Origin of the sequence: Sulfurovum sp. (assembly GCA_020525365.1) — a bacterium.
Classification (GTDB): Bacteria; Campylobacterota; Campylobacteria; order Campylobacterales; family Sulfurovaceae; genus Sulfurovum.
The window spans coordinates 703663-724996 of sequence record JAIZOF010000001.1 but is presented as its reverse complement, the minus strand read 5'-3'; the positions used below and the strand labels follow the sequence as shown (position 1 = coordinate 724996).

Here is a 21334-nt window from a genome sequence, read left to right as displayed (position 1 = left end):
TGATCAGTTATCTTTCGATCGCCACCACGCCACCACGTACTACCTCACATGGATTGTAACGCTGTGCTGCCTCAATAAAGTATTTAATACGCTTGGGCTCATCTGCTACCATAACGATAATCATATCTTTACCAACATTCACTACACCACCATTGTAGGCCGATGCAAGTACAGAAATATCTGCTAAGTTTTCAGCAATAGGGAACTTAGCTAGCACCATCTCCTTCTCGATCATCTCTTCATGTTCAATAACCTTATAGACAGAAATGAGCTTATGTAATTGCTTTGTAATCTGCTCCATTACTTTCGCATTCCCTCTAGTTTCAATAGTCATATGCGACATATCACTCTCAGGGATAGGAGCAACAGTCAAAGATTCAATATTGTAACCACGTGCAGCAAACATAGAGGTAATTCGGGAGAGTACAGAGCTCTCATTCATGACAATAACAGAGATAACACGTTTTTCATTCGTTGCATTGTTTGTCATTGCTTCTACTCCTCTCCAATTTCAGTTTTTGGTGGCAACATCATATTAAAAAGTGCACCACCTGAAGGTACCATTGGAAGTACATTCTCAAAACGATTAACTGCCACATTCATGAAACAAACTTTGTTCTGCTTGATAGCATCTTTTACTGCTGCATCAAACCCTTTTTTGGTTGTTACATCGTACCCAATACCCCCACACGCTTCAGCAAGTGCTTTCCAGTTAGGCTGGAAAGTTAAATCAGTCTCAGAGTAGCGTTTTTCATAAAAGAAAGTCTGCCATTGACGTACCATACCAAGAAAATGATTATTAAGGATAATATTGATAACTGGTATCTTATACTCTGCTGCTGTTACCAACTCCTGCATATTCATCAAGATGGAGCCATCACCGGTAATATTAATAACTGTCTTCTTTGGATATGCTTTCTTTGCACCAATAGCAGCAGGGAACCCAAAGCCCATTGTTCCTAGGCCACCAGAGTTAATCCACTGGCGTGGTCTATCAAATGGATAGTGCTGTGCTGCCCACATCTGGTGTTGTCCGACATCAGATGTAATGATAGCATCTTCACCCACCAATTCACCAAGACGCTCTATTGCCCATTGTGGTTTAATTACCTCATCAGAATCAACATAGGACTGTGGATGAAGCTCATCGTAGCGCTTGAGTATCTCTCTCCATGTCTGATAACGATCTGTATTAATATTATCAAGAAGCGGTAACATTTTTTGAAGTACCGCACTTATATCACCAACAATTGGATAATCTACATCAACCAGTTTAGCAATATTGGCAGGATCAATATCAACATGGATAATATCAGCATATTTGGCAAACTCTGAGAGTTTTCCTGTAACACGATCATCAAATCGTGCACCCAAAGAGATAACCAAATCCGTCTCACTCATTGCCATATTGGAAGCATAGTTCCCATGCATGCCCAGCATTCCTAAAAGTAATGGGTTTTTTGCACCCATAACACCGCGTGCCATTAAGGTTTCAACCACAGGAATCTGTGTCTTTTCTACTAACTCTCTTACCAATTGATAAGCATTAGAAAGAACAACCCCTCCACCAATATAAAACAATGGCTTTTTTGCCTTTTTAATTGCCTCGGTTGCCTTTTCAATCTGACGATTATTTCCTTTATAAGTTGGCTTGTAACTTGGAATACTTACAGAGTCTGGGTAACTAAAACTCCCAATTTCAACGGTAATATCTTTTGGAATATCCACAAGAATTGGTCCAGGTCTACCACTTCTTGCAAGATAGAATGCCTCCTTAAGGGTACGGGGCAACTCTTCGAGTGAACGTACTAGAAAATTGTGCTTGGTACACGGACGAGAAATCCCTACTGCATCAATTTCCTGAAAACCATCTGTACCAATTAATGAAAGTGGTACCTGCCCTGAAATAACAACCAAAGGAATAGAATCCATATAAGCCGTTGCTAACCCAGTTACTGCATTAGTAAACCCTGGCCCAGAAGTAACCATGGCTACCCCCACTTCCCCTGTCGCCCTAGCATAACCATCTGCTGCATGTACTGCAGCTTGCTCATGTCGGGTTAAAATATGCTCAAACCCATTCTGCTTATATATCTCATCATAAACATGCATGATTGCACCACCGGGGTATCCAAAAACTATTTTAATACCCTCAGCAATAATTGCTTCACACACCATTTGTGCACCACTCATTTGCATGGTCAACACTCCATATTTTAATAAATTTTAGCCCGATTATAGCAAAATAATATTAGAGGTGCACTCTAAGAAAACCTATTGGTTCTTTTTTGGTCTCACATAGTAACACTTGCTTGCTTCATGCATGCGTCAAGTGCTACCCCTTCACGCAAGCCATCATCAATCACAATACAAATATCACTTTTAAGGATTGCGTAGAGCTGTTTAAAAATAAGAATACCCGCAACAATTAAATCACTTCTCCCTGTTCCTACAGTCTCTTCTCTCTCCTCAAAAGACATAGAGAGTAACTTTTCAAGATAGAAATCTAGTTCCTCTTTTTTGAGTGAAACCCCATTAATCTGAGTTGCATCATAGGTTGCATATGTCTGTCCTAGTTTCATTGCTGCCACTGTTGTTGGCGTACCTGCCGTTGCCACAAAAGTATCAATTTCTCCCCTTGTTGCAAAAGTTTCATTACAGAATATCTGCATGTCAAGCATTTTGTCAGGCAGTGCTTGACATATCTTATCAAGGTCACCATACTGTTGTGCAATAGTCACAATACCCACAGGGAAGCTACGACTCATGTACCCCTTTGCACAACTAAAAATAATCTCCGTTGAACCTCCTCCAATATCGATCAATGCAAAAGATGCTGTGTTGTACTGTAGTTTTTTAAGGCGTTCTTGTGCTGCAAGCAGGGTAAGACGTGCCTCTTCATTGCCACTTATAACACAAAACTTTACTCCTGTCTCTTCTGCAATATGCAAAAGTGTACTATTACTATTTTTAGCTTGCCTCACTGCCTCGGTAGTCACTGCAACAATCTCTTGACTATCAAAATCAATCTGCTCCTGTGCCTCCTTAATAGCACAGATTACCCTCTCTATTGCAGTATGGTCAATTACTCCTGTTAAAGCCAACTTATCTGCTGTCTTGACAATCTTCTCAAACTGTGCAGTGGAACACTTACGAACACAATCATATTCCAATACTCGTAGTGTATTGGAACCCAAGTCTATCGCAATCAAAAAACTCCCTATTCTAGCATAGTATTTGTACTATCCAATAGAGCTTGAATTCATGGAAAACCTATCTATCACTGTTCTTCCCTGAAAACAAATCCATTCTCTTTGAGACACTGACGTATTGATTCTTGATGCTCTTTTCCTTTAGTCTCCAATGCCACACTTACATGGGCATCACCAAACTCAAGGTTAATAGAGGTACGATCATAGCCAATCTGTACAATATTTGCCCCTACTTCAGTCAATATTTTGGTAAAATGTTGGAGTGCACCAGGCTTATCCATGAGTGTCACAATAAGCTTCATTTTCCGTGCAGATTTCATAAGACCTTTCTCAATAATAAGTGAGAGCATCGTCACATCAATATTTCCACCACTAAGTACAATGCCTACTTTACTGCCCCTAGGAAGATTAAGTTTATTGTGTAACAGTGCTGCCACACCTACAACACCTGCACCCTCTACAAGTACTTTTTGACGCTCAAGCAAAAAGAGAATAGCTGAAGCAATCTCATCTTCACACACCCCCTCGAAACAATCAACAAGTTGTAAAATATACTCTAAAGTAGCAGGAGAAGTATCGCGTACAGCAATTCCATCGGCAATTGTACGTACCAAAATAGTGTCTATGGGTTTTTTGGCTTCATAGGAATTTCGCATGGCTGGTGCACCTTGCGCAGAAACAGCAATGATCTTAATGTCGGGCTTAATCTCCTTGGCTACGACTGCCATACCTGCTATGAGTCCACCACCACCAACAGGAACGACTATTGCATCAAGGTCAGGTTGCTCTTCAAGCATCTCTAGTGCAATTGTACCCTGTCCTGCCATTACCTCTTCATCAGTAAAAGGATGAACAAAATTATACCCTTTTTTCTTACCATATTGTACAGCATAGGCATAGGCTTCATCATAGTTGCTTCCTTGCAAAATAACATTAGCACCAAATGCTTTAACCCCTTGTACTTTAGTAAGTGGTGTAGACTCAGGCATAACAATGGTTGCCTCAATACTAAAATAGTTTGCAGCAAATGCCACTCCTTGTGCATGATTGCCTGCACTAGCAGTTACGACACCACCCTTTTCATCTCTCTCGACAAGTGTTGCAATCTTATTGAAAGCTCCTCTAAGTTTGAATGCACCTGTTCTTTGAAGATTCTCTTTTTTTAAATACACCTCATACCCACTTATCTCACTGAGTATAGGTGCTAATGAGAATGGGGTATGATGTACCACATTCTCCAACCTCGCATATGCTGTCTTAACCTTTTTTAAATTTAACGTCATGCCTACCTCTACTTTTATATAAACACAATTATAGCCAAAACCTTTTATCGTTAGCGATAAAAAAGAGAGATATTTTTTACTTCCTCTGTCAAGCCCCTTAAAGATAATGCACAAGGCACTCTTCCTTAATATAGTAGTCATAGATTAGATCACAATACTCTTTGAGGAGGTATACTGTCCAACTCCTCACAACTCAAGGCTGAATAGCACAACCAACTAAAGTTGACCTATATGCTCTTTTAATACCGATATTCCCTTTTTCAGTATTTTGATATCATTAAATGCTTTTGTGCACCCAATTGTCCCCTCTAAGGATGACATAATAAAAACTGCTTGATGTTTAGAATTGAAATCTGTTTTTGTCTGCTGTAGCTCTTTTGCTTTATCTAGTGCTTGTTCTATCGCTTTTTCCCATCTTACATAGACACCTTTAAGATACTCAAAAAACAATGGATCCTTATCACTCATATCTAAAATAAAATTACTCAATGGACAACCATGTTTTAAATCTAAAAAATTTTTAGGATCTAAAAACATATTTTGATATAGTTTTATTTGTTGGATGAGTGTCTCTATGGGTTCTTCACTCCTCTCCAATGGTTTTACCCAATAACGCTTTAGAGCTTGTTCTAAATAATATTTCATTGAAGACAAAACAAGATCATGCTTAGAGCAAAAAGAGCAAAAAATAAAGGAATGAAAGTGGTACAAAACCTTTGCGCCATGATTGAATGTCACCATATGTGACTGAACCCTCAAAAACTACTTATTTATCCAGCATAAAGGTGTTTTGGTTGCGGGAGGCGGATTTGAACCACCGACCTTCGGGTTATGAGCCCGACGAGCTACCAAGCTGCTCTATCCCGCGTCAAATGAAGTATGTGATTTTATAGCCTGAAATAGCATTCAAGCCAAAATCTATTATGGATGGGGTAGAGGGATTCGAACCCCCGAATGACTGGACCAAAACCAGTTGCCTTACCGCTTGGCTATACCCCAATTATGTAGGCGAAATTATAGCACCAAATGTTTTGCTTGTCAAGACTTTATTTCTATGGATTGGATACGCATATGGACATATTTATAGATACTTCATCACATGCATTATCAATGAAAAGGAGGGCTAAGAGATTTAAAAAAAGTGAAGTTTTGAAAGGATGACAACCCAATGTCAGTTCAACCTTACTCGGAACTTCAAAACCGATTATTATAGCACCTTTTGTGTCCCCACACAAGCAGGCTACGACTCCATTGTAAATCAAAAAACCTTAAAAGGATATAAAATGGTAAAAATATGTCAAAATATTTTAGGATTAGAGATAGGAATATCCTCTATAAGCTGGGCAGTGATTAACTACTGTAATCAAAATACGGATCACAATAAAATTATAAAAAGTGGTGTACGCATTTTTACTCAGGCAGAACATCCCAAGGATGGCAGTTCATTGGCACTACCTAGACGTTTAGCAAGAGGAACAAGGCGTACACTAAAACGAAAACGTCAGCGAATGAAGCAGATCAAAAATCTTTTGGTAGACACTTTGGGTTTAACCAAGAAAGATTTATTTGTAGATACGACAGATGAGACAATTTATAGCAAAAAAGGGAATATTGATATTTGGCAACTTAGGAAAGATGCTGTTAAATGTAAATTATCCAATACAGAGTTTGCAAGAGTACTCACACACATAGCAAAGCATAGGGGATATAAATCTAATAGAAAAGTAGATGAACAAGGCGACAGTGAAGGCAAAAAAGTACTCAGTGCCATAGAATACAATAAGACACTTTTAACAAAATATGAAACCATAGGTCAAGCTATTTATGAAACACATAAAGACAGAAACATATTTAGAAACAAAAAGGAAGATTATTCACATAGTGTCTCAAGAGAGATGCTTTTGGATGAGATAACAACAATATTCAAAAAACAGCAACACTTTAACAATCATTTGGCTACAGATGAACTAAAAGACAAATATATAGAGATAGCATTTTTTCAACGTGATTTTGCATCTGTTGATGGCATGGTAGGCAAATGTACACTCGAACAAGATAAATTAAGGGCTGCTAGAAGAACCTATAGTGCAGAAGAGTTTATGACACTTACAAAACTCATTAATACCAAAATTGTCATGGAAGATGGTAAAGAGAGGGGGTTAACACAAGAAGAGCTAGAAAAACTTATATCACTTTGCAAGCAGAGTGAAAATCCTACCTATATTAAAATGAAAAAGGCTATCAAGATAGAACCTACTTCCCAATTTAAAAATGTAGAAGATTACGAGACAGATAAAGAGTACAAGAAAAGTCTTACAAAAATCACAACATTTAAGAGTAGCTTTCAAGGGTACCATAGCTTAAGGCATGTTATCACAAAAGCACTTTCCAAAACACATTGGCATAATATATCACAAGATACTAGATTACTTGATGATATAGGTACAATTTTTTCTATCCACAAGAGTGATGAAAAAATTAAAAATGCTTTAAATGGGCTAGCATTTACGATGCTCAATGAAGATGAGACACAGACTGTTAAAGAGGCACTTATTTCATCCATCAGTTTTAGAGGATTTATTCATTTAAGTCTAGAGGCTTTAGAGAAACTTCTTCCTTACCTAAGGGAAGGTAAATGTTATGATGAAGCTATGGATTTAGCAGGGTACAAAAAAAAGTCTGGTACGCAACAGAAATTCTTACGAGCACTAACCAAAGAAGAACAAAGCGAACTTACCAGTCCCATAGTCAGACGTGCCATCACTCAAACACGAAAAGTGGTTAATGCACTCATCCGAGAGTATGGACAGTTTGATGCTATACATATAGCACTTACAAGTGAAATCAAAAAAAGTTACAAAAACAGAAAAAGGCTAGAAGATTCTCAGAGAAAAAAGCAAGCACTTGAAAAAAAAGCAATAAAAAGTTTTATGGGATATGTTGGAAGAGAGCCAAAAGAGAATGAACTGCTCAAATTTATGCTTTGGGAAGAGCAAGATGGTTACTGTGCCTACAGTGGTTTTATGGGGGAAAAAGCTTATATACAACCTAAAAAACTCATAACAGATGCCAAATATACTAAAATAAGCCATATACTTCCCTATAGTAGAAGTTTTGATGATAGCCCAAACAATAAAGTACTCTGTCTTGCCAAAGAGAGCCAAGAGAAGAAAAATATGACCCCTTTTGAATATTTTAATACTATAGACAGAGACTGGAGTAGCTATGAAACATACATAAAAGCAATGAAAGGTATACATAGGGTCAAAAAAAGTAAGTTACTTAAAAAGAATTTTAATCAAAACGTAGAAGAAGAGTTTCAAAAACAAAATGTATATGATACAACATTTACAGCACACTATATTAAAAACTTTATAGAAGAAAACCTTGAACTTACAGGTAATACAAAAGAAAAGGTTAGTGCAATCAACAATACATTAATTAAGACGCTCAGATATGGATGGGGAGTGGATGCCAGGGGAGAAGATACATATTTGCATTATGCAATTAATGCTATCATCGCTGCTTTTGCTACACAAAATGAAGTACAAAAACTCTCTATACAATCAGCCAAAATAGAGGAATTTGGGCAAAATAAAGAAAAATCACAATATTTTAAGTTTACACCTCCTGTAGAGAACTTTGAAAAAAAAGTACAAAAGTGTATAGATGAGATATTTGTCTCTCATATGCCTAGACGAAAAGTAACAGGTGCAGCACACGAGGAGACAATCTATAGCCCTATTACCTTTGTAGCCAATCGAAAAAAAGAGAACCCATCTATCTTGCCACACAGTACAAGAAAAAGGGCTGTAGTGCTAAATATGGGTAAAAAGTTAGCCAAGCATAGCTCTATGCCTAGGATAGATATATTTCAACATAAAGATAGTAAAAAATACTATGTTGTGCCCCTGTATGTCTCTGATTTTGTAAAGAAAGCATTGCCAAATAAAGCCATCGTGCAAGGTAAAAACAAAAATGGTTCTCCCAAAGAGTGGTTGGAGATGGATGAAAATTATGAATTTAAATTTTCACTCTTTAAGGGTGAACTAGTAGAGGTTCAGACCAAAAAAACCAAAACAAAAAAAGCTAAAAATATTGTAGGATATTTTGTTTTTGCACATAGTGCAACAGGTGCAATCATTCTTAGAAGTCATGACAATTCTGAAAAAGACGGCTTCAAGAGAAGTGCTTCAGGTAGTTGCGAAATGAGTTTGGGTATTCAAAATGTTGAGTATGTAAAAAAATATCAAGTTGATGCCTTAGGCAACAGACATGAAGTCAAACAAGAGCCAAGAATGGCAATGGTAACAGCAAAAAGAAAAGAACACATTAAAGCAAAAGCCAATGTTGCTATTGGGTTTTAAGTTAAAGGGTTTAACCCCTTAATAATAGCAATTTGTGTGGGGAAGGTACTATAGCTTTATCATAACAGAAGCACTATTGTAGCATATTTGTATGAAAAAAAGATATTATTCCCCATATTGGTTCGCAATATTAGAAATTTTAATGTCAAATAAATGACTCACGAGATGTACTTATGCACTCTCTATGGCAGCTTGTGGGTTATGCTCATAGGATGTGTAGCTTGATGGCAGCAGGCTCCTTATCTGTTTATTTATATTTCTTTTAGGGACTGTTTTTTGATTTGTATGGTTTTACAAATCTTTTACTAAGAGTACTGTTTTGTAGTGTTTATGGATGTATTCAATGGGTGGAACCAAAGGTAAAAAATCGTTTTTTCTTCTCTTGGACACTCCTTATTTTTGAGTACCCACATTGGCAGAGTAATGTTGTTGTTTTGCAAAACAGTTTGGTATTATTAATCCATTTAGGAATCAACAATGCTATCAATAGGGTTTTCACATTTTTTTACCTTAATGTATAAATGTTCTCTAATGTGGTACCAAAAAATATGAGTGTCCAAGAGAAGAAAAAACGATTTTTTACTCTTTTGGTTCCACCCATTGAATACATCCATAAATTACTACAAAAACAGTACCTTAAAGTAAAAAAAGATTTGCAAAACCATACAAATCAAAAAAAAATTGTAGCCCTAAAAAAGAAATATGGAGTCAAAACAGATAAGGAGCTTCTTGTTGCTATCAAGCCACATCCTATGAGCATAACCCTAGCACAAGCTGCCATAGAGAGTGCATGGGGCACATCTCGATTTTTTTGTAAAGCTAATAATATCTTTGGCGTCTGGAGTACAAGTTCGAAAAAAAAGAGAATTGCAGCATTGCAAAAACGTGGAAAAAAAACAATTTGGGTAAGAAAGTTTGATAACCTCAATGAAGCAATCAGACAGTATTACTTTATGCTCTCATCTTCATCACGCTATAAAATATTTAAAAAAATGAACTACGAAGATAAGCCTGCTACCGAAATCATAAAAGGTTTAAAATACTATTCTGAAAGGGGTAATGCTTATATAAAAGAGATTCGTAGTGTGATTCGTCACAATAAGCTTACGAAATATGACAAATAAGCACTACCTGTAAATACTATTTTCTTTGAAGAAATACACCACTTTCTACATGCTCTGTGTGTGGGAACTGGTCAAACATTGCAGCATCAATAACTGTATGCGTCTGCACCAATGTCTCTAAATCACGTACTAGTGTTTTAGGGTTACAAGAGATATAGATAATATACTCTAAACCAGAAATCAGTCTCATGGTACCTTCATCTAGCCCTGCACGTGGCGGATCAACCAATACGGTCGAAAAGTTATATGTTGGAAGATCAACTTCTTTGAGCCTAAAAAACTCTCGTACACCGCTAAGTGCTTCTGTCATCTCTTCAGATGCAAGTCTAACAAACGTAATATTATCAATACCATTTTGTTTACAGTTCTCCAATGCTGCATAAATAGAACGTTTACTAATCTCAGTTGCCAATACTTTGCGAAAATAGCGTGAAAGTGGTAGTGTAAAGTTCCCTAGCCCACAGTAGGCTTCAAGAAAATCTCCACCTCCTACCTTCTTTGCTTGTGTAATTGCCCACTCAACCATCTTTATATTCACCCAAGGATTAGGCTGGGTAAAACCACCTTCATATTGCACATAAGCATAAGTTCTACCATCTATATTGAGCTTCTCAGTAACAAACTCATTGGAGATCACTACCTTTTGTTTACGACTGCGCCCCATCACTTTAGCGTGGAGTAGATCTTCAAGTATTTTTGCTTCTGCTTGCCACACTTCATCGAGTTTACGATGGTAAAGCATCGTAATAAGACACTCATCTGTCGTAGTTGCAAGAAACTCCACAGCAAAAAGTTTGTGTTTAAGCACCTCTTGTGAGGCATTAATCTCTTCTAGTAGTCTCCACATACGTTTTTCAATAGGCTTGATAACCTTTAAACACGCTTCAATGCTCACTGCTCCATTACGATTCATATTTCCCATCGCATAACTACACTGATTTTCTTCATGCCAAATACGAAATTCTGCACGGGCACGATAGTGAGAATCTGGTGAATCAAATACTTCAAGCATACCGTTATAAAACGGAGAAAGGCATTTTTCTACTGTCTCTTTTTTCTCTTTTAGCTGTGTTGCATAGTCCAGTGCATACAGACTACATGAACCACAGTTTCCAAAATGTTTACATACCACATTCAACCCTTTAAAACACTTCCAAATAATACTTTATATTTTATCTAAAACTTCCATAATTGACCTACCAAAACCACTTACCCAAATAATTATATCTCTCAAGGAGACTCTTCTCCTCACACATTAAATACAATTTGATATAATCATAAAATCTTTTATTACATCTTTTTAAAAAGGTAAATGTATGCCTATCTCTGTTGTGATTCTTGCTGCTGGTCAAGGTACACGTATGAAGTCCCAAAAACCAAAAGTTCTTCATGAAATCTCTGGTAAACCAATGCTCTTTCATGTGATCGATACAGCACAAGAAATTAGCGATGACATTGTTGTAGTACTCCACCATCAAGCAGAGCGTATCCAAAACATAGTCGAAGAGCACTATAAAGGTATCTGTTTTCATAGACAAGATGTACAACAGTTCCCTGGTACTGGTGGGGCAATGAAGGGCATAAGCATCAAGCATAAGCGTACTCTTATTCTCAATGGCGATATGCCACTGATCACAAAGAGATCACTTGAGGCACTCACTGTGGGTGATGCTGACATCAATATGTCTATCATCAAACTTGAAGACCCGAACGGATATGGGCGTGTTGTCATCAAAGAAGGAAGTGCCAAAGAGATTATTGAACAAAAGGACTGTACACCTGAACAACTGAAAATCAATACAGTGAATGGTGGTATCTATGCAGTTAATACCATGGTGCTAGAGCGTTATATTCCTCAACTTGACAATCATAACGCCCAAAAAGAGTACTATCTTACAGATATCATTAAAATGGCAGTTGATGAGGGCAAAGAGGTGCACCCTGTCTATATTGAAGAGAGCGTATTTAAAGGCGTCAATTCCAAGCTTGACCTTGCACGTGCTGAAGAGATTATGCAAGATCGTATCAAAGAGGTATTGATGATACAAGGTGTCACTATGCATCTGCCTGAAACCATCTACATCGACTGTCGTGCTATATTTGAAGGAGAGTGTATTTTAGAAAATGGTGTAAGCATCATTGGAGAGAGCAGACTCATTAATGCTCATATCAAAAGCCACTCTGTCATAGAGAACTCCCATATTGAAGACTCTAGTGTTGGCCCTATGGGACGCATCAGACCTGGTAGCCTACTTAAGAGCACACATATAGGAAATTTCGTTGAAGTCAAACAATCATCCCTTACCAATACCAAAGCAGGGCACCTTTCCTATATTGGTGATGCAACCATTGGCGAGGGAACCAATATTGGTGCAGGGGTTATTACTTGCAATTATGATGGTAAAAAAAAGCATAAAACTATCATTGGTAAAAATGTTTTTGTTGGCTCAGATACTCAACTTATTGCACCCGTTACTATTGAAGATAATGTTATGATTGCTGCAGGAAGTACTGTAAACAAAAATGTAGAAAAAGGTGCACTCGCTATCTCCAGAACTCCCATCAAGATTATTAAAAATTTCTTCTATACATTTTTTGGAGCTGACCAATGCAAATAGATCTTACAGGAAAATCAGTACTTCTTGGGGTTACAGGAAGCATTTCGGCTTACAAGGCATGTGATATTGCTAGACTTTTTATCAAAGCAGGTGCTAATATACATGTAGTCATGAGTCCTAGTGCAGAACGATTTGTCTCTGCTTTGAGCTTTGAAGCATTGACGCGCAACCCCGTACTCACAGCACAAAGTGAGAGCTGGAGTAGTGACCTCAATCATATTGAAATAGGTAAAAAATGTGATGTATTTATTATTGCGCCTGCAACGGCAAACTCAATCAACAAGCTCTCCAAAGGGATTGCCGATAATATATTATTACAAACAGCACTTGCTTTTACTAGATCCATACTCATTGCCCCTGCAGCAAATACACAGATGCTCTCCAATCACTATACTGTTGGTAGCCTAAAAATGCTCAAAGTGAATGACTATATAATCATTGAGCCACAAGAGAAGCAACTTGCTTGTGGCGACACTGGCAATGGGGCACTTGCAGAACCCAAAGAGGTATTTTTTGAAACAGCCAAAGCCATGTTCAAAGATGACTTCTGGAGTGATCGTCGTGTGGTTGTAACAGGTGGTGGAACACGTGAGAAAATAGACGAGGTACGCTATATCTCAAACTACTCCTCTGGAAAAATGGGAAAGGCACTTGCGCTTGCACTCTATCTACACGGTGCAGATGTCTGCTACATTACCACCAAAGACAAAGAGGGACTACCTTCCAATATATATACCCTCAATGTAGAGAGTGCCCAAGAGATGCTTGACTACACTGTCGATGCTGTACGTGTTTCCAAAAAAGGTATCATGAGCAAAGCAAGCATGAACAGTACCAATCCTCGTATGCTCATCCAAAAAACCCCTTTCCTCTTCATGGCAGCAGCAGTCTCTGACTATAAACCAACATTTTCTCAAAATGGTAAAATAAAAAAAGAGATACTGGGAAAAACATGGCAACTTGCATTGATACAGACACCCGATATTCTCTCCTCGCTCAACAAAGATGGTATACAAACTGTTGCCTTCAAAGCAGAGATGGATGCACAGCATGGATTAGACAATGCTCACACTTTACTACATACTAAAAAGGTTAATGCAGTATGTCACAATCTTCTTTTAGATAGCAGTAGCTTTGGTACTGAAGAAAATGAAATAACATTTATTACCCCAGAGCATACAGTATCACTTGGCAAAAGAGATAAGCTGACCCTTGCAATAAAAATACTCAATGAAGCAAAAAAGCTTGCAGATGACTAAAACACCACTCAAGCACCTTGCTATCATTATGGACGGGAATGGTCGATGGGCACAACAGCGTGGGCTTAACCGTACCAAAGGGCATGAAAAAGGTGCTGAAACTATACGCGATGTCACTACTTATTGTGCCAAACACCCTACGATTGAGAGTGTTACTTTCTATGCTTTTAGTACAGAGAACTGGAAACGTCCAAAACTTGAAGTAGACTTTCTTATGCGTCTGCTCGATCGATACCTTCAGCAGGAGCTAGAAACCTACCTCAACAATAATATATGCTTTATGACCATTGGAAATACAAGTACTTTTTCACCAAAACTTCAAAAAAGAATAGAAGCGACCACAGAAGCGACTAAGCACAATACTAGCCTCATACATATACTTGCCCTCAACTATGGAGGTCGTGCAGAGATTGTCCATGCAGTCAACAGTTTAATTAAAGCAAAAAAAGAGAAGGTGGTCGAAGAGGATATCTCCTCTATGTTACAAACCCCATATAGTGATATAGATCTACTCATCCGTACCAGTGGAGAGGAGCGTGTTTCTAACTATTTGCTTTGGCAAATTAGCTATGCTGAGCTCTACTTTACACAAACATTTTGGCCTGACTTTACCACACAAGAACTCGATGAAATTATTACTGATTTTGAGAAACTTACACGACGCTTTGGAGGATTAGCATAATGGAAATGACAATAACATTTTTCATATTTATTTTAGGCACAATGGTTGGCTCATTTCTTAATGTTGTCATCTACCGTATCCCCAAGGGGGAGAGTATTGTTTTGCCTGCCTCCAAATGCCAAAGTTGTCAAACACCCCTTAGGTGGTACCACAATATCCCCATTCTTTCATGGCTCTCTCTTCGTGGAAAATGTGGCTTTTGTAAAGAGCCCATTGCCAAACAATATCCCATTGTAGAACTAATCACAGGACTACTCTTTTTGATCTTATACATGAAACTTGAACTTGTATGGTATCTCCCTTTTGTAGTAGCTTCATTTGCTGCACTCTTTGTGCTTGTCATGATTGACTTTAAATATATGGCAGTTCCAGACAGCATTAACTTTACAGCACTCATTGTTGCGCTTATCCAACCAAACTTTCCTCAAGCAATCATATCTGCAATTATGGCTGCAGGTGGGCTCTATATAGTTGGTTTTTTCTCTTCTTTACTTGCACGAAGGCAGGCAATGGGTGGAGCAGATGTAATTGTTGCTGGAACCATGGGAGCACTGTTAGGGTTTCCTAACTTTTTTGCTGCCCTTTTTCTCTCAGCCATTCTTGCCATCATCCCTTCACTGCTCAATCGTCAAAGTGGTGTACCATTTGTGCCATTTCTTGCACTCGCAACTTTTATTGTCTATCTTTACGACATAGAGACAACCCAATTTTTAGGGAGATTGATTTATGGTTAAGACCAAAGGGTATATTGTATTAAATTTTACAAAGTCATTTCTAACCATATTTCTCCCTTTTTTCCTCATTATCTCACTGATATTTCTTGTTAAGATATCGTCACTTACTACTCAAATTAAACTTACATTTACTGAGCTGATGGTACTTTTTAGCTACTCCATACCTGACATTATTTTCTATACACTTCCCCTCTCTTTCATTGCAGCACTATCTAATACACTGATTAGACTTTCAACTGGCAATGAATTGATTGCCCTTTGTGTGTTAGGATTAAATGCAAATCGTATTCTTCGTAACCTTTTTCTTATCAGCCTACTCTTCTCTATGCTTCTGATAGCATTCTCTTTTATTGCTATGCCCATAAGCAAGCAGGCGTTCAAATTATTCAAGGAGGAAAAAAGAAGTGAAGCAAAACTCAATATTGTTTCAGGAAAACTAGGACAAAAGTTTGGCAAATATTATGTCTATGTAAGAGGACAAAATAAGGTAGATGGTGGCTTTCAAGATCTGGTTATTTATAACAATGCTGATAAACAAAATGAACAGTTCTTTGCTGCAAAACAAGGAAGACTCAATAAGCAAAATGGGCAAATTTCTCTTATCCTGCAAGATGGTTATGGATACACCTACTCCAATGGTTATCTGCGGCAGATTCAGTATGAGATGCTTGAGGCATTTGACACAGTAGAACAAAAACCTTTTTACTTTGAGGATATCATCAGCTATTGGGGAAGGGCATCACATGATCATAGAATTATGCACCGACTTCTTTTTTTCTTTTTCATCAGCCTCATACCACTGCTTGCTCTCTACCCTGTAGCAGCATTCACAATCATTAATCCACGATATCAGAAAAACCATACTTTTATCGTTATTTTCACAACAACACTGCTGCTTTACCTCATCGCTTCTTCTTTGGAAAAGTGGGGCAATATTCCTATGCTTATAGTAGTCACTCTTCTTACATTTAGTGGAGGTTTTTGGCTCTTTCGAAAACGTGTAGCAAGGTATTTTTAATGCGTGTTAAGGCAATCATTGCTTATGATGGTAGTATCTTTTATGGGTTTCAAAAACAGCGCACAACTCCACATACAATCACGCATGCCATTGAAAAGATACTCAAAACACTACAGATTAATACAACCATTATTGGTAGCGGAAGAACCGATAGAGGTGTCCATGCAACAGGGCAAGTAATCCACTTTGATCTGCCTGATTTCTGGGAAGATCTTGAAAAATTAAGACACCTCCTCAATCGTAAACTTAAAGGTATCTTCTTTCGCAAGATCACTATTGAAAAAGATCATTTTCATGCCAGATTTGATGCCAAAAAACGTCTCTATCGTTATCTCTTTAAAACATCACAACCCAATGTATTTGAACGAAACTATATTGCATACTACAAAAAGCACTTTGATATATGCCTACTCAATAGTGCACTAAAATACTTTATTGGAGAGCATGATTTTTATTATTTCCATAAAACCGGCTCCAAGGTACACACAACACGCAGAATACTCTACCAAGCAGGCTGCTACTGTTATCAAGGTTTTTATGTAATCTATTTTGAAGCAAATGGTTTTTTACGCTCACAGGTACGCATGATGGTTGATGCAGCTATGATGTGTGCGTATGGTACGTTAAGCCTAGACGCACTTCAGGCACAGATTAATACAACAAATCGTATAACAACTACACTGGCACCACCACAAGGTCTCTATTTGGCTAAAATTAAGTATTAAAAGGATTTACCGGTATGAGAAATATATATTTACCCTTGATGTTGGCTTCTTTATTATCATATGCAACAGATGATCCTATGAAGATACTCTATATGAAGAGTGGCTGTTCTGCTTGTCATGGACTTTATGCAGAGGGAATTGGTGCAACACCGAGACTTCAAGGAAAACCTAAAGATCTACTCAAAGAACGATTACAAAATCTCAAAAAGGGAAAAACCCGTAGTGCTTTTGGTACGGTTATGGTCTCCTTTGCACAAGAACTGAGCAATAAGCAGATTGAGCAGATGACAACATGGCTTTCACGGCTTAAGAAAGAGAAGCCTAATGAAACGTATGAGTTGGAGTATTTCGACAACACCGGAGATGGTGCGTCATAGTGATCAATTTTCAAGAAGTGGGAGGGAATGTGATATGTTCTCTTGAATCTTAGGGGATCTTCTGTTATTTCTCTTCACTTTCCTCCTTGAGCTCGTCAAGTTCCTCTTTTGCGTCAAAAAGTTCGCTGTCAAGATCAGCTACTCTTTCTACATTTGCACCATATTCATAAACAAGTTCTCCACCATCTTTTCCTTGCTTTAAAATACCAACTACAAATAATATAAGAATAAGTGGATATAGTATTGTAACAAATCTTTTTGAAATTGTCATAAAAAATATCTTAGATACAACCAAAACCATAGAGAGAAGCATCAGATAGGTTCCAAGAAGTTTATGCTCTTTAAGCTCTCCTTGTCCTGCCTGAGTCAATGCACTAAATGCCTCTTTTCCATCTGCTAGCCCAGTAAAATATGCAGAAATGGTTGCAATCATACCAAAAATGAGTAGCACAAGGCTGATCACACTAATTGCTTTCTTCTTCATAAAAAGGTTAACAAGTTCCATCATGAGCACAAGTACAGGAATGGCTATCACGAAATGATCTATTGGTGGATGCAATAGTATGGGGATATCAAACGGTAATTCAACTGTCGGTAGTTTTAATGCTGGTAGTTCCATATATTTCCTTTAATATTATTTTAGCATGGACTATTATAACATAAAACAATTTATTTTTATGACATAACTTAATTTAAAATGGTCTAATCACAACCATAATAACAATTCCAACCATCAGAAATGTTGGTACTTCATTATATATTCGAAACCATTTACCACTTTTGTAATGGGCATTCTCTCTAAGTTTCTTTCTCAATTGCTCTAAAGAAAAGTGGTATGTAACCAAGAGTGCAGCAAACAAAAGTTTTGCATGCATCCACCCACCGCTTTGAAAAATAGCAGGATTCAGGTAAAGCATTGTGGCGCCTGAGAGTATTGTCGCCCACATTGCTGGCACCCCAATGGCTTTATTGAGAATATACTCTTGTCTTTGTACCACTTTTACAAACCCTTTGTTGTCTCCATTTTCACTATGGTAGACAAATAGGCGTGGCTGATAAAACAGCATTGCCATCCAGCTAATAAAACCCATGACATGAAATGCCAATATCCAAGTATAGTATTGCATCTATTTCTCCAGTATTGTAAAGTCTTTTTTGCTATATATCACTAGCTGTAGCCTTCTATAATATCCTATATGGGCTATGGCTATCTTTATTTTAGTACCATTGCGTGGTATCAGTTTCCGACTTTTAAAGTAGATAGGTATCTTTTTGCCATCGGTGCAAAAGTAGCCTTTTTGATATACCCCAACAAGATTCCGTACCACTTCATTTTGTCTCATCTTATCAAAACTACCATAATAAGCAGAAAGAGCCACTCTCCCCTTCTCTGTTATGTGTGATATTGCCGTAATCTCCTTGAGCCCCTTATATGTGTGTATTGTCTGTATTGTCAGGTCGTAACGATGTCCCTCTCTTAAACCAACTAAGCCAAAGACAAATACACCTCTACCCTTGGGGTACTGTTTAATGACAACAGAACGTCCACGTTCAAGCACAACAACCACATCTTTCAATACAACGGGTGCATCAAGCTTATCGGTCGCATAAAGCATCTCTATGGTGCTACTCTTTAGTGCTTTCTGATTTTTTGTTACCAAAGGCAGGTATGGCTTTGTATCAAATAGTGCAAAAATGGGCAAGTGGTCAGAGTACCCCTCTCCTGTATGCTTACCCTCTCTCATCTGCCAACGGTTAATATACCCTTTTGGGGTAAATAGATAGCGGGGCTTAAATACCCTGAACGAATCATTGACATAGTCTATTCCTTTACCATCAAGCATACTTTGAGGCAGTAGCATGTGACCTAAAGTACTCTTTTTCCCATAAAACTTATGGTTCCAACGCTCTTGAGGAGAGAGCTCAAGCCATAGGTTTTATGGGAAAAAGAGCACTTTAGGTCACACGCCACTTTCGTCTCTGCATGCTTTGATGGTAAAGGAATAGACTATGTCAATGATCTGTTCAGGGTATTTAAGCCCTGCTATCTATTTACCCCAAAGGTATATTAACTGGGTTGGCAGATGAGAGAGGCAAGCATACAGGAGAGGGGTACTCTGACCACTTGCCCATTTGGTACTATTTGATACAAAGCCATACCTGCCTTTGGTAACAAAAAAATCAGAAAGCACTAAAGAGTGGCACCATAGAGATGCTTTATGCACCGATGTTTGATGCACCTGTTGTATTGAAAGATGTGGTTGTTGTGCTTGAACGTGGGACGTTCTTGTTGTCATTAAACAGTACCTCATGGTAGATGGCTTGTCTTGCCGGTTGGTTTAAGAGGGACATCAAATACGACCCGACAATACAGACAATACACACATATAAAGGCTCAAGGAGATTACGGCAATATCACACATAACAGAGAAGGAGAGGCTCTTTTCTGTTTATTATGGTAGTTTTGATAAGATTGAGACAAAATGAAGTGGTACGGAATCTGTTGGGGTATATCAAAAGGCTACTTTGCACCGATGGCAAAAGATACCTATCTACTTTTAAAAAGTCGGAAACTGATAATGACGCAATGGTACTAGTAGTCAAAGATAAATACAGTCTATATAGATATTATAGAAGGCTACAGCTAGTGATATATAGCAAAAAAGACTTTATAATAATTGGAGAATAGATGCAATACTATACTTGGATATTGGCATTTCATGTCATGGGTTTTATTAGCTGGATGGCAATGTTGTTTTATCAGCCACGCCTATTTGTCTACCACATAGTGAAAATGGAGAGAACAAAGGGTTTGTAAAAGTGGTACAAAGACAAGAGTATATTCAATAAAGCCAATAGTGCTGTAATGTATGACAATACTTCAGGCGCCACAATGTTTACCTGAATCCTGCTATTTTTCAAAGCGGTGGTGGATGGGCTGCAAAACTTGTTTGCTGCACTTCTGGTTACATACCACTTTTCTTTTAGAGCAATTGAGAAAGAAACTTAGAGAGAATGTCATTACAAAAAGTGGTAAATTTGTTTCTGAATATATACGAAGTACCAAATATTTGATGGTTGGAATTGTTATGGTTGTGATTAGACCATTTTAAATTAAGTTATGTCATAAAAATAAATTCATTTTATGTTATAATAGTCCATGTTAAAATAATAAAGGAAATATATAGAACTACAGCATTAAAACTACCGAATGAATACTGTTTGATATCCCCATACTATTGCATCCACCATAATAGATCATTTCAGATAGCCATTCTGCATTTGTGCTCATGATGGAACTTTGTTAACCTTATGAAGAAGAAAGTACTAGTGGACTAGCCTTGTGCTACTCATTTTTGGTATGATTGCAAACCATTTCTGCATATTTTACTGGCTAGTGATGAAAAGAGGCATTTAGTGTATTGACTAGGCAGGACAAGAAGAGCTTAAAGAGCATAAACTTTGGAACCTATCTGATGCTTCTTCTATATTTGGTTGTATCTAAGATATTTTTTATGACAATTTAAAAGATTTGTTACAATACTGTATCCACTTTGTTCTTATATTATTTGTAGTTGGTAATATTTAAAGCAAGGAAAAGATGTAGGAGAACTTGTTTATGAATATGGTGCAAATGTAGAAAGAGAAGGATCTTGACAAAGGAACTTTACGCAAAAGAGGAACTTGACGAGCTCAAGGAGGAAAGTGAAGAGAAATAACAGAAGATCCCAAGAGAACACATTGTTACTTCCTCCCACTTCTTGAAATTGATCACATGACGCACCATCTCCGGTGTTGTCGAAATACTCAACTCATACGTCTCATTAGGGCTTCTCTTCTTAAGCCGTGAAAGCCATGTTGTCATCTGCTCAATCTGCTTATTACTCAGTTCTTAGCAAGGAGACTCATAACTGCACCAAAGCACTACGGGTTTT

19 protein-coding genes and 2 tRNA genes are annotated in these 21334 nt (G+C 37.7%); 10 read left to right on the top strand and 11 right to left on the bottom strand.

What is annotated here, in order from left to right; genetic code table 11:
* Positions 1-7 precede the first annotated feature (7 nt).
* From ilvN to LGB01_03535, 7 genes are all read right to left on the bottom strand, one after another.
* On the bottom strand, positions 8-490 hold the full coding sequence (ilvN, locus tag LGB01_03565; protein MCB4753286.1) for an acetolactate synthase small subunit: 483 nt from the start codon (positions 488-490) through the stop codon (positions 8-10).
* Positions 491-495: 5 nt separating this feature from the next.
* Positions 496-2199: an acetolactate synthase large subunit gene (locus LGB01_03560; GenBank protein ID MCB4753285.1), complete on the bottom strand. Its 1704-nt coding sequence runs from the start codon at positions 2197-2199 to the stop codon at positions 496-498.
* 95 nt (positions 2200-2294) lie between these two features.
* Positions 2295-3212, bottom strand: coding sequence for a phosphatase (locus LGB01_03555; protein MCB4753284.1), 918 nt, complete (start codon positions 3210-3212; stop codon positions 2295-2297).
* A 68-nt stretch (positions 3213-3280) separates the two neighbouring features.
* Entirely contained in the window at positions 3281-4495 is a 1215-nt protein-coding gene (gene ilvA / locus LGB01_03550; GenBank protein ID MCB4753283.1) for a threonine ammonia-lyase, read from the bottom strand.
* A gap of 216 nt (positions 4496-4711) precedes the next feature.
* Positions 4712-5140: a TetR family transcriptional regulator C-terminal domain-containing protein gene (locus tag LGB01_03545; protein ID MCB4753282.1), complete on the bottom strand. Its 429-nt coding sequence runs from the start codon at positions 5138-5140 to the stop codon at positions 4712-4714.
* A gap of 146 nt (positions 5141-5286) precedes the next feature.
* Positions 5287-5363 (bottom strand) — tRNA-Met (locus tag LGB01_03540).
* Between the two features lie 56 nt (positions 5364-5419).
* A tRNA-Gln gene (locus LGB01_03535) sits at positions 5420-5494 on the bottom strand.
* Positions 5495-5778: 284 nt separating this feature from the next.
* On the opposite strand from LGB01_03535, the gene cas9 reads away from it, so the two are divergent.
* Positions 5779-8862: a type II CRISPR RNA-guided endonuclease Cas9 gene (gene cas9, locus LGB01_03530; GenBank protein MCB4753281.1), complete on the top strand. Its 3084-nt coding sequence runs from the start codon at positions 5779-5781 to the stop codon at positions 8860-8862.
* 548 nt (positions 8863-9410) lie between these two features.
* Positions 9411-9986 carry a glucosaminidase domain-containing protein gene (locus LGB01_03525; GenBank protein MCB4753280.1) on the top strand — a complete coding sequence of 192 codons (576 nt, stop codon included), beginning with the start codon at positions 9411-9413 and terminating at the stop codon, positions 9984-9986.
* Between the two features lie 16 nt (positions 9987-10002).
* Here LGB01_03525 and trmA read toward each other — a convergent pair whose 3' ends face one another.
* The gene (gene trmA / locus LGB01_03520) at positions 10003-11118 is read right to left on the bottom strand and encodes a tRNA (uridine(54)-C5)-methyltransferase TrmA (GenBank protein MCB4753279.1); all 1116 of its coding nucleotides are present in this window, start codon (positions 11116-11118) and stop codon (positions 10003-10005) included.
* Between the two features lie 184 nt (positions 11119-11302).
* Between trmA and glmU the strand changes: the two genes are divergently transcribed.
* Genes glmU through LGB01_03485 form a run of 7 tightly spaced genes read left to right on the top strand, consistent with a single transcriptional unit; the run spans position 11303 to position 17399 of the window.
* Positions 11303-12604, top strand: coding sequence for a bifunctional UDP-N-acetylglucosamine diphosphorylase/glucosamine-1-phosphate N-acetyltransferase GlmU (gene glmU, locus LGB01_03515; protein MCB4753278.1), 1302 nt, complete (start codon positions 11303-11305; stop codon positions 12602-12604).
* Positions 12595-13863: a bifunctional phosphopantothenoylcysteine decarboxylase/phosphopantothenate--cysteine ligase CoaBC gene (coaBC, locus tag LGB01_03510; GenBank protein ID MCB4753277.1), complete on the top strand. Its 1269-nt coding sequence runs from the start codon at positions 12595-12597 to the stop codon at positions 13861-13863. The genes glmU and coaBC overlap by 10 nt, the downstream gene beginning before the upstream one ends.
* The gene (gene uppS / locus LGB01_03505; protein ID MCB4753276.1) at positions 13856-14545 is read left to right on the top strand and encodes a di-trans,poly-cis-decaprenylcistransferase; all 690 of its coding nucleotides are present in this window, start codon (positions 13856-13858) and stop codon (positions 14543-14545) included. The genes coaBC and uppS overlap by 8 nt, the downstream gene beginning before the upstream one ends.
* Positions 14545-15279, top strand: a complete 735-nt coding sequence (locus LGB01_03500) for a prepilin peptidase (GenBank protein ID MCB4753275.1) — start codon at positions 14545-14547, stop codon at positions 15277-15279. Before uppS ends, LGB01_03500 begins: the two co-directional genes overlap by 1 nt.
* Positions 15272-16297 carry an LptF/LptG family permease gene (locus LGB01_03495; protein ID MCB4753274.1) on the top strand — a complete coding sequence of 342 codons (1026 nt, stop codon included), beginning with the start codon at positions 15272-15274 and terminating at the stop codon, positions 16295-16297. Before LGB01_03500 ends, LGB01_03495 begins: the two co-directional genes overlap by 8 nt.
* Positions 16297-17022, top strand: coding sequence for a tRNA pseudouridine(38-40) synthase TruA (gene truA / locus LGB01_03490; GenBank protein ID MCB4753273.1), 726 nt, complete (start codon positions 16297-16299; stop codon positions 17020-17022). The genes LGB01_03495 and truA overlap by 1 nt, the downstream gene beginning before the upstream one ends.
* A 14-nt stretch (positions 17023-17036) precedes the next feature.
* On the top strand, positions 17037-17399 hold the full coding sequence (locus LGB01_03485; GenBank protein MCB4753272.1) for a c-type cytochrome: 363 nt from the start codon (positions 17037-17039) through the stop codon (positions 17397-17399).
* Positions 17400-17463: 64 nt separating this feature from the next.
* On the opposite strand, the gene LGB01_03480 is transcribed toward LGB01_03485, so the two are convergent.
* The 3 genes from LGB01_03480 to LGB01_03470 all read right to left on the bottom strand — a co-directional run bounded on the left by LGB01_03480 (position 17464) and on the right by LGB01_03470 (position 19261).
* A complete protein-coding gene (locus LGB01_03480) occupies positions 17464-18018 on the bottom strand; it encodes a hypothetical protein (GenBank protein MCB4753271.1) in 555 nt (184 codons plus the stop codon).
* 73 nt (positions 18019-18091) lie between these two features.
* Positions 18092-18526, bottom strand: a complete 435-nt coding sequence (hemJ, locus tag LGB01_03475; protein ID MCB4753270.1) for a protoporphyrinogen oxidase HemJ — start codon at positions 18524-18526, stop codon at positions 18092-18094.
* Positions 18527-19261 (bottom strand): hypothetical protein, encoded by a 735-nt coding sequence (locus LGB01_03470; protein ID MCB4753269.1) that lies wholly within the window; start codon positions 19259-19261, stop codon positions 18527-18529.
* Positions 19262-20088: 827 nt separating this feature from the next.
* On the opposite strand from LGB01_03470, the gene LGB01_03465 reads away from it, so the two are divergent.
* Entirely contained in the window at positions 20089-20217 is a 129-nt protein-coding gene (locus LGB01_03465; GenBank protein ID MCB4753268.1) for a CopD family protein, read from the top strand.
* Positions 20218-21334: the final 1117 nt, after the last annotated feature.

Coding starts and splice junctions, on each gene's coding strand:
- glmU (MCB4753278.1), top strand. CDS start 11,303: ATGCCTATCTCTGTTGTGATTCTTGCTGCTGGTCAAGGTACACGTATG.
- coaBC (MCB4753277.1), top strand. CDS start 12,595: ATGCAAATAGATCTTACAGGAAAATCAGTACTTCTTGGGGTTACAGGA.
- LGB01_03560 (MCB4753285.1), bottom strand. CDS start 2,199: ATGCAAATGAGTGGTGCACAAATGGTGTGTGAAGCAATTATTGCTGAG.
- ilvA (MCB4753283.1), bottom strand. CDS start 4,495: ATGACGTTAAATTTAAAAAAGGTTAAGACAGCATATGCGAGGTTGGAG.
- truA (MCB4753273.1), top strand. CDS start 16,297: ATGCGTGTTAAGGCAATCATTGCTTATGATGGTAGTATCTTTTATGGG.
- LGB01_03495 (MCB4753274.1), top strand. CDS start 15,272: ATGGTTAAGACCAAAGGGTATATTGTATTAAATTTTACAAAGTCATTT.
- LGB01_03480 (MCB4753271.1), bottom strand. CDS start 18,018: ATGGAACTACCAGCATTAAAACTACCGACAGTTGAATTACCGTTTGAT.
- uppS (MCB4753276.1), top strand. CDS start 13,856: ATGACTAAAACACCACTCAAGCACCTTGCTATCATTATGGACGGGAAT.
- cas9 (MCB4753281.1), top strand. CDS start 5,779: ATGGTAAAAATATGTCAAAATATTTTAGGATTAGAGATAGGAATATCC.
- LGB01_03545 (MCB4753282.1), bottom strand. CDS start 5,140: ATGAAATATTATTTAGAACAAGCTCTAAAGCGTTATTGGGTAAAACCA.
- LGB01_03470 (MCB4753269.1), bottom strand. CDS start 19,261: ATGCTACTGCCTCAAAGTATGCTTGATGGTAAAGGAATAGACTATGTC.
- LGB01_03525 (MCB4753280.1), top strand. CDS start 9,411: ATGAGTGTCCAAGAGAAGAAAAAACGATTTTTTACTCTTTTGGTTCCA.
- LGB01_03485 (MCB4753272.1), top strand. CDS start 17,037: ATGAGAAATATATATTTACCCTTGATGTTGGCTTCTTTATTATCATAT.
- LGB01_03465 (MCB4753268.1), top strand. CDS start 20,089: ATGCAATACTATACTTGGATATTGGCATTTCATGTCATGGGTTTTATT.
- hemJ (MCB4753270.1), bottom strand. CDS start 18,526: ATGCAATACTATACTTGGATATTGGCATTTCATGTCATGGGTTTTATT.
- LGB01_03500 (MCB4753275.1), top strand. CDS start 14,545: ATGGAAATGACAATAACATTTTTCATATTTATTTTAGGCACAATGGTT.
- ilvN (MCB4753286.1), bottom strand. CDS start 490: ATGACAAACAATGCAACGAATGAAAAACGTGTTATCTCTGTTATTGTC.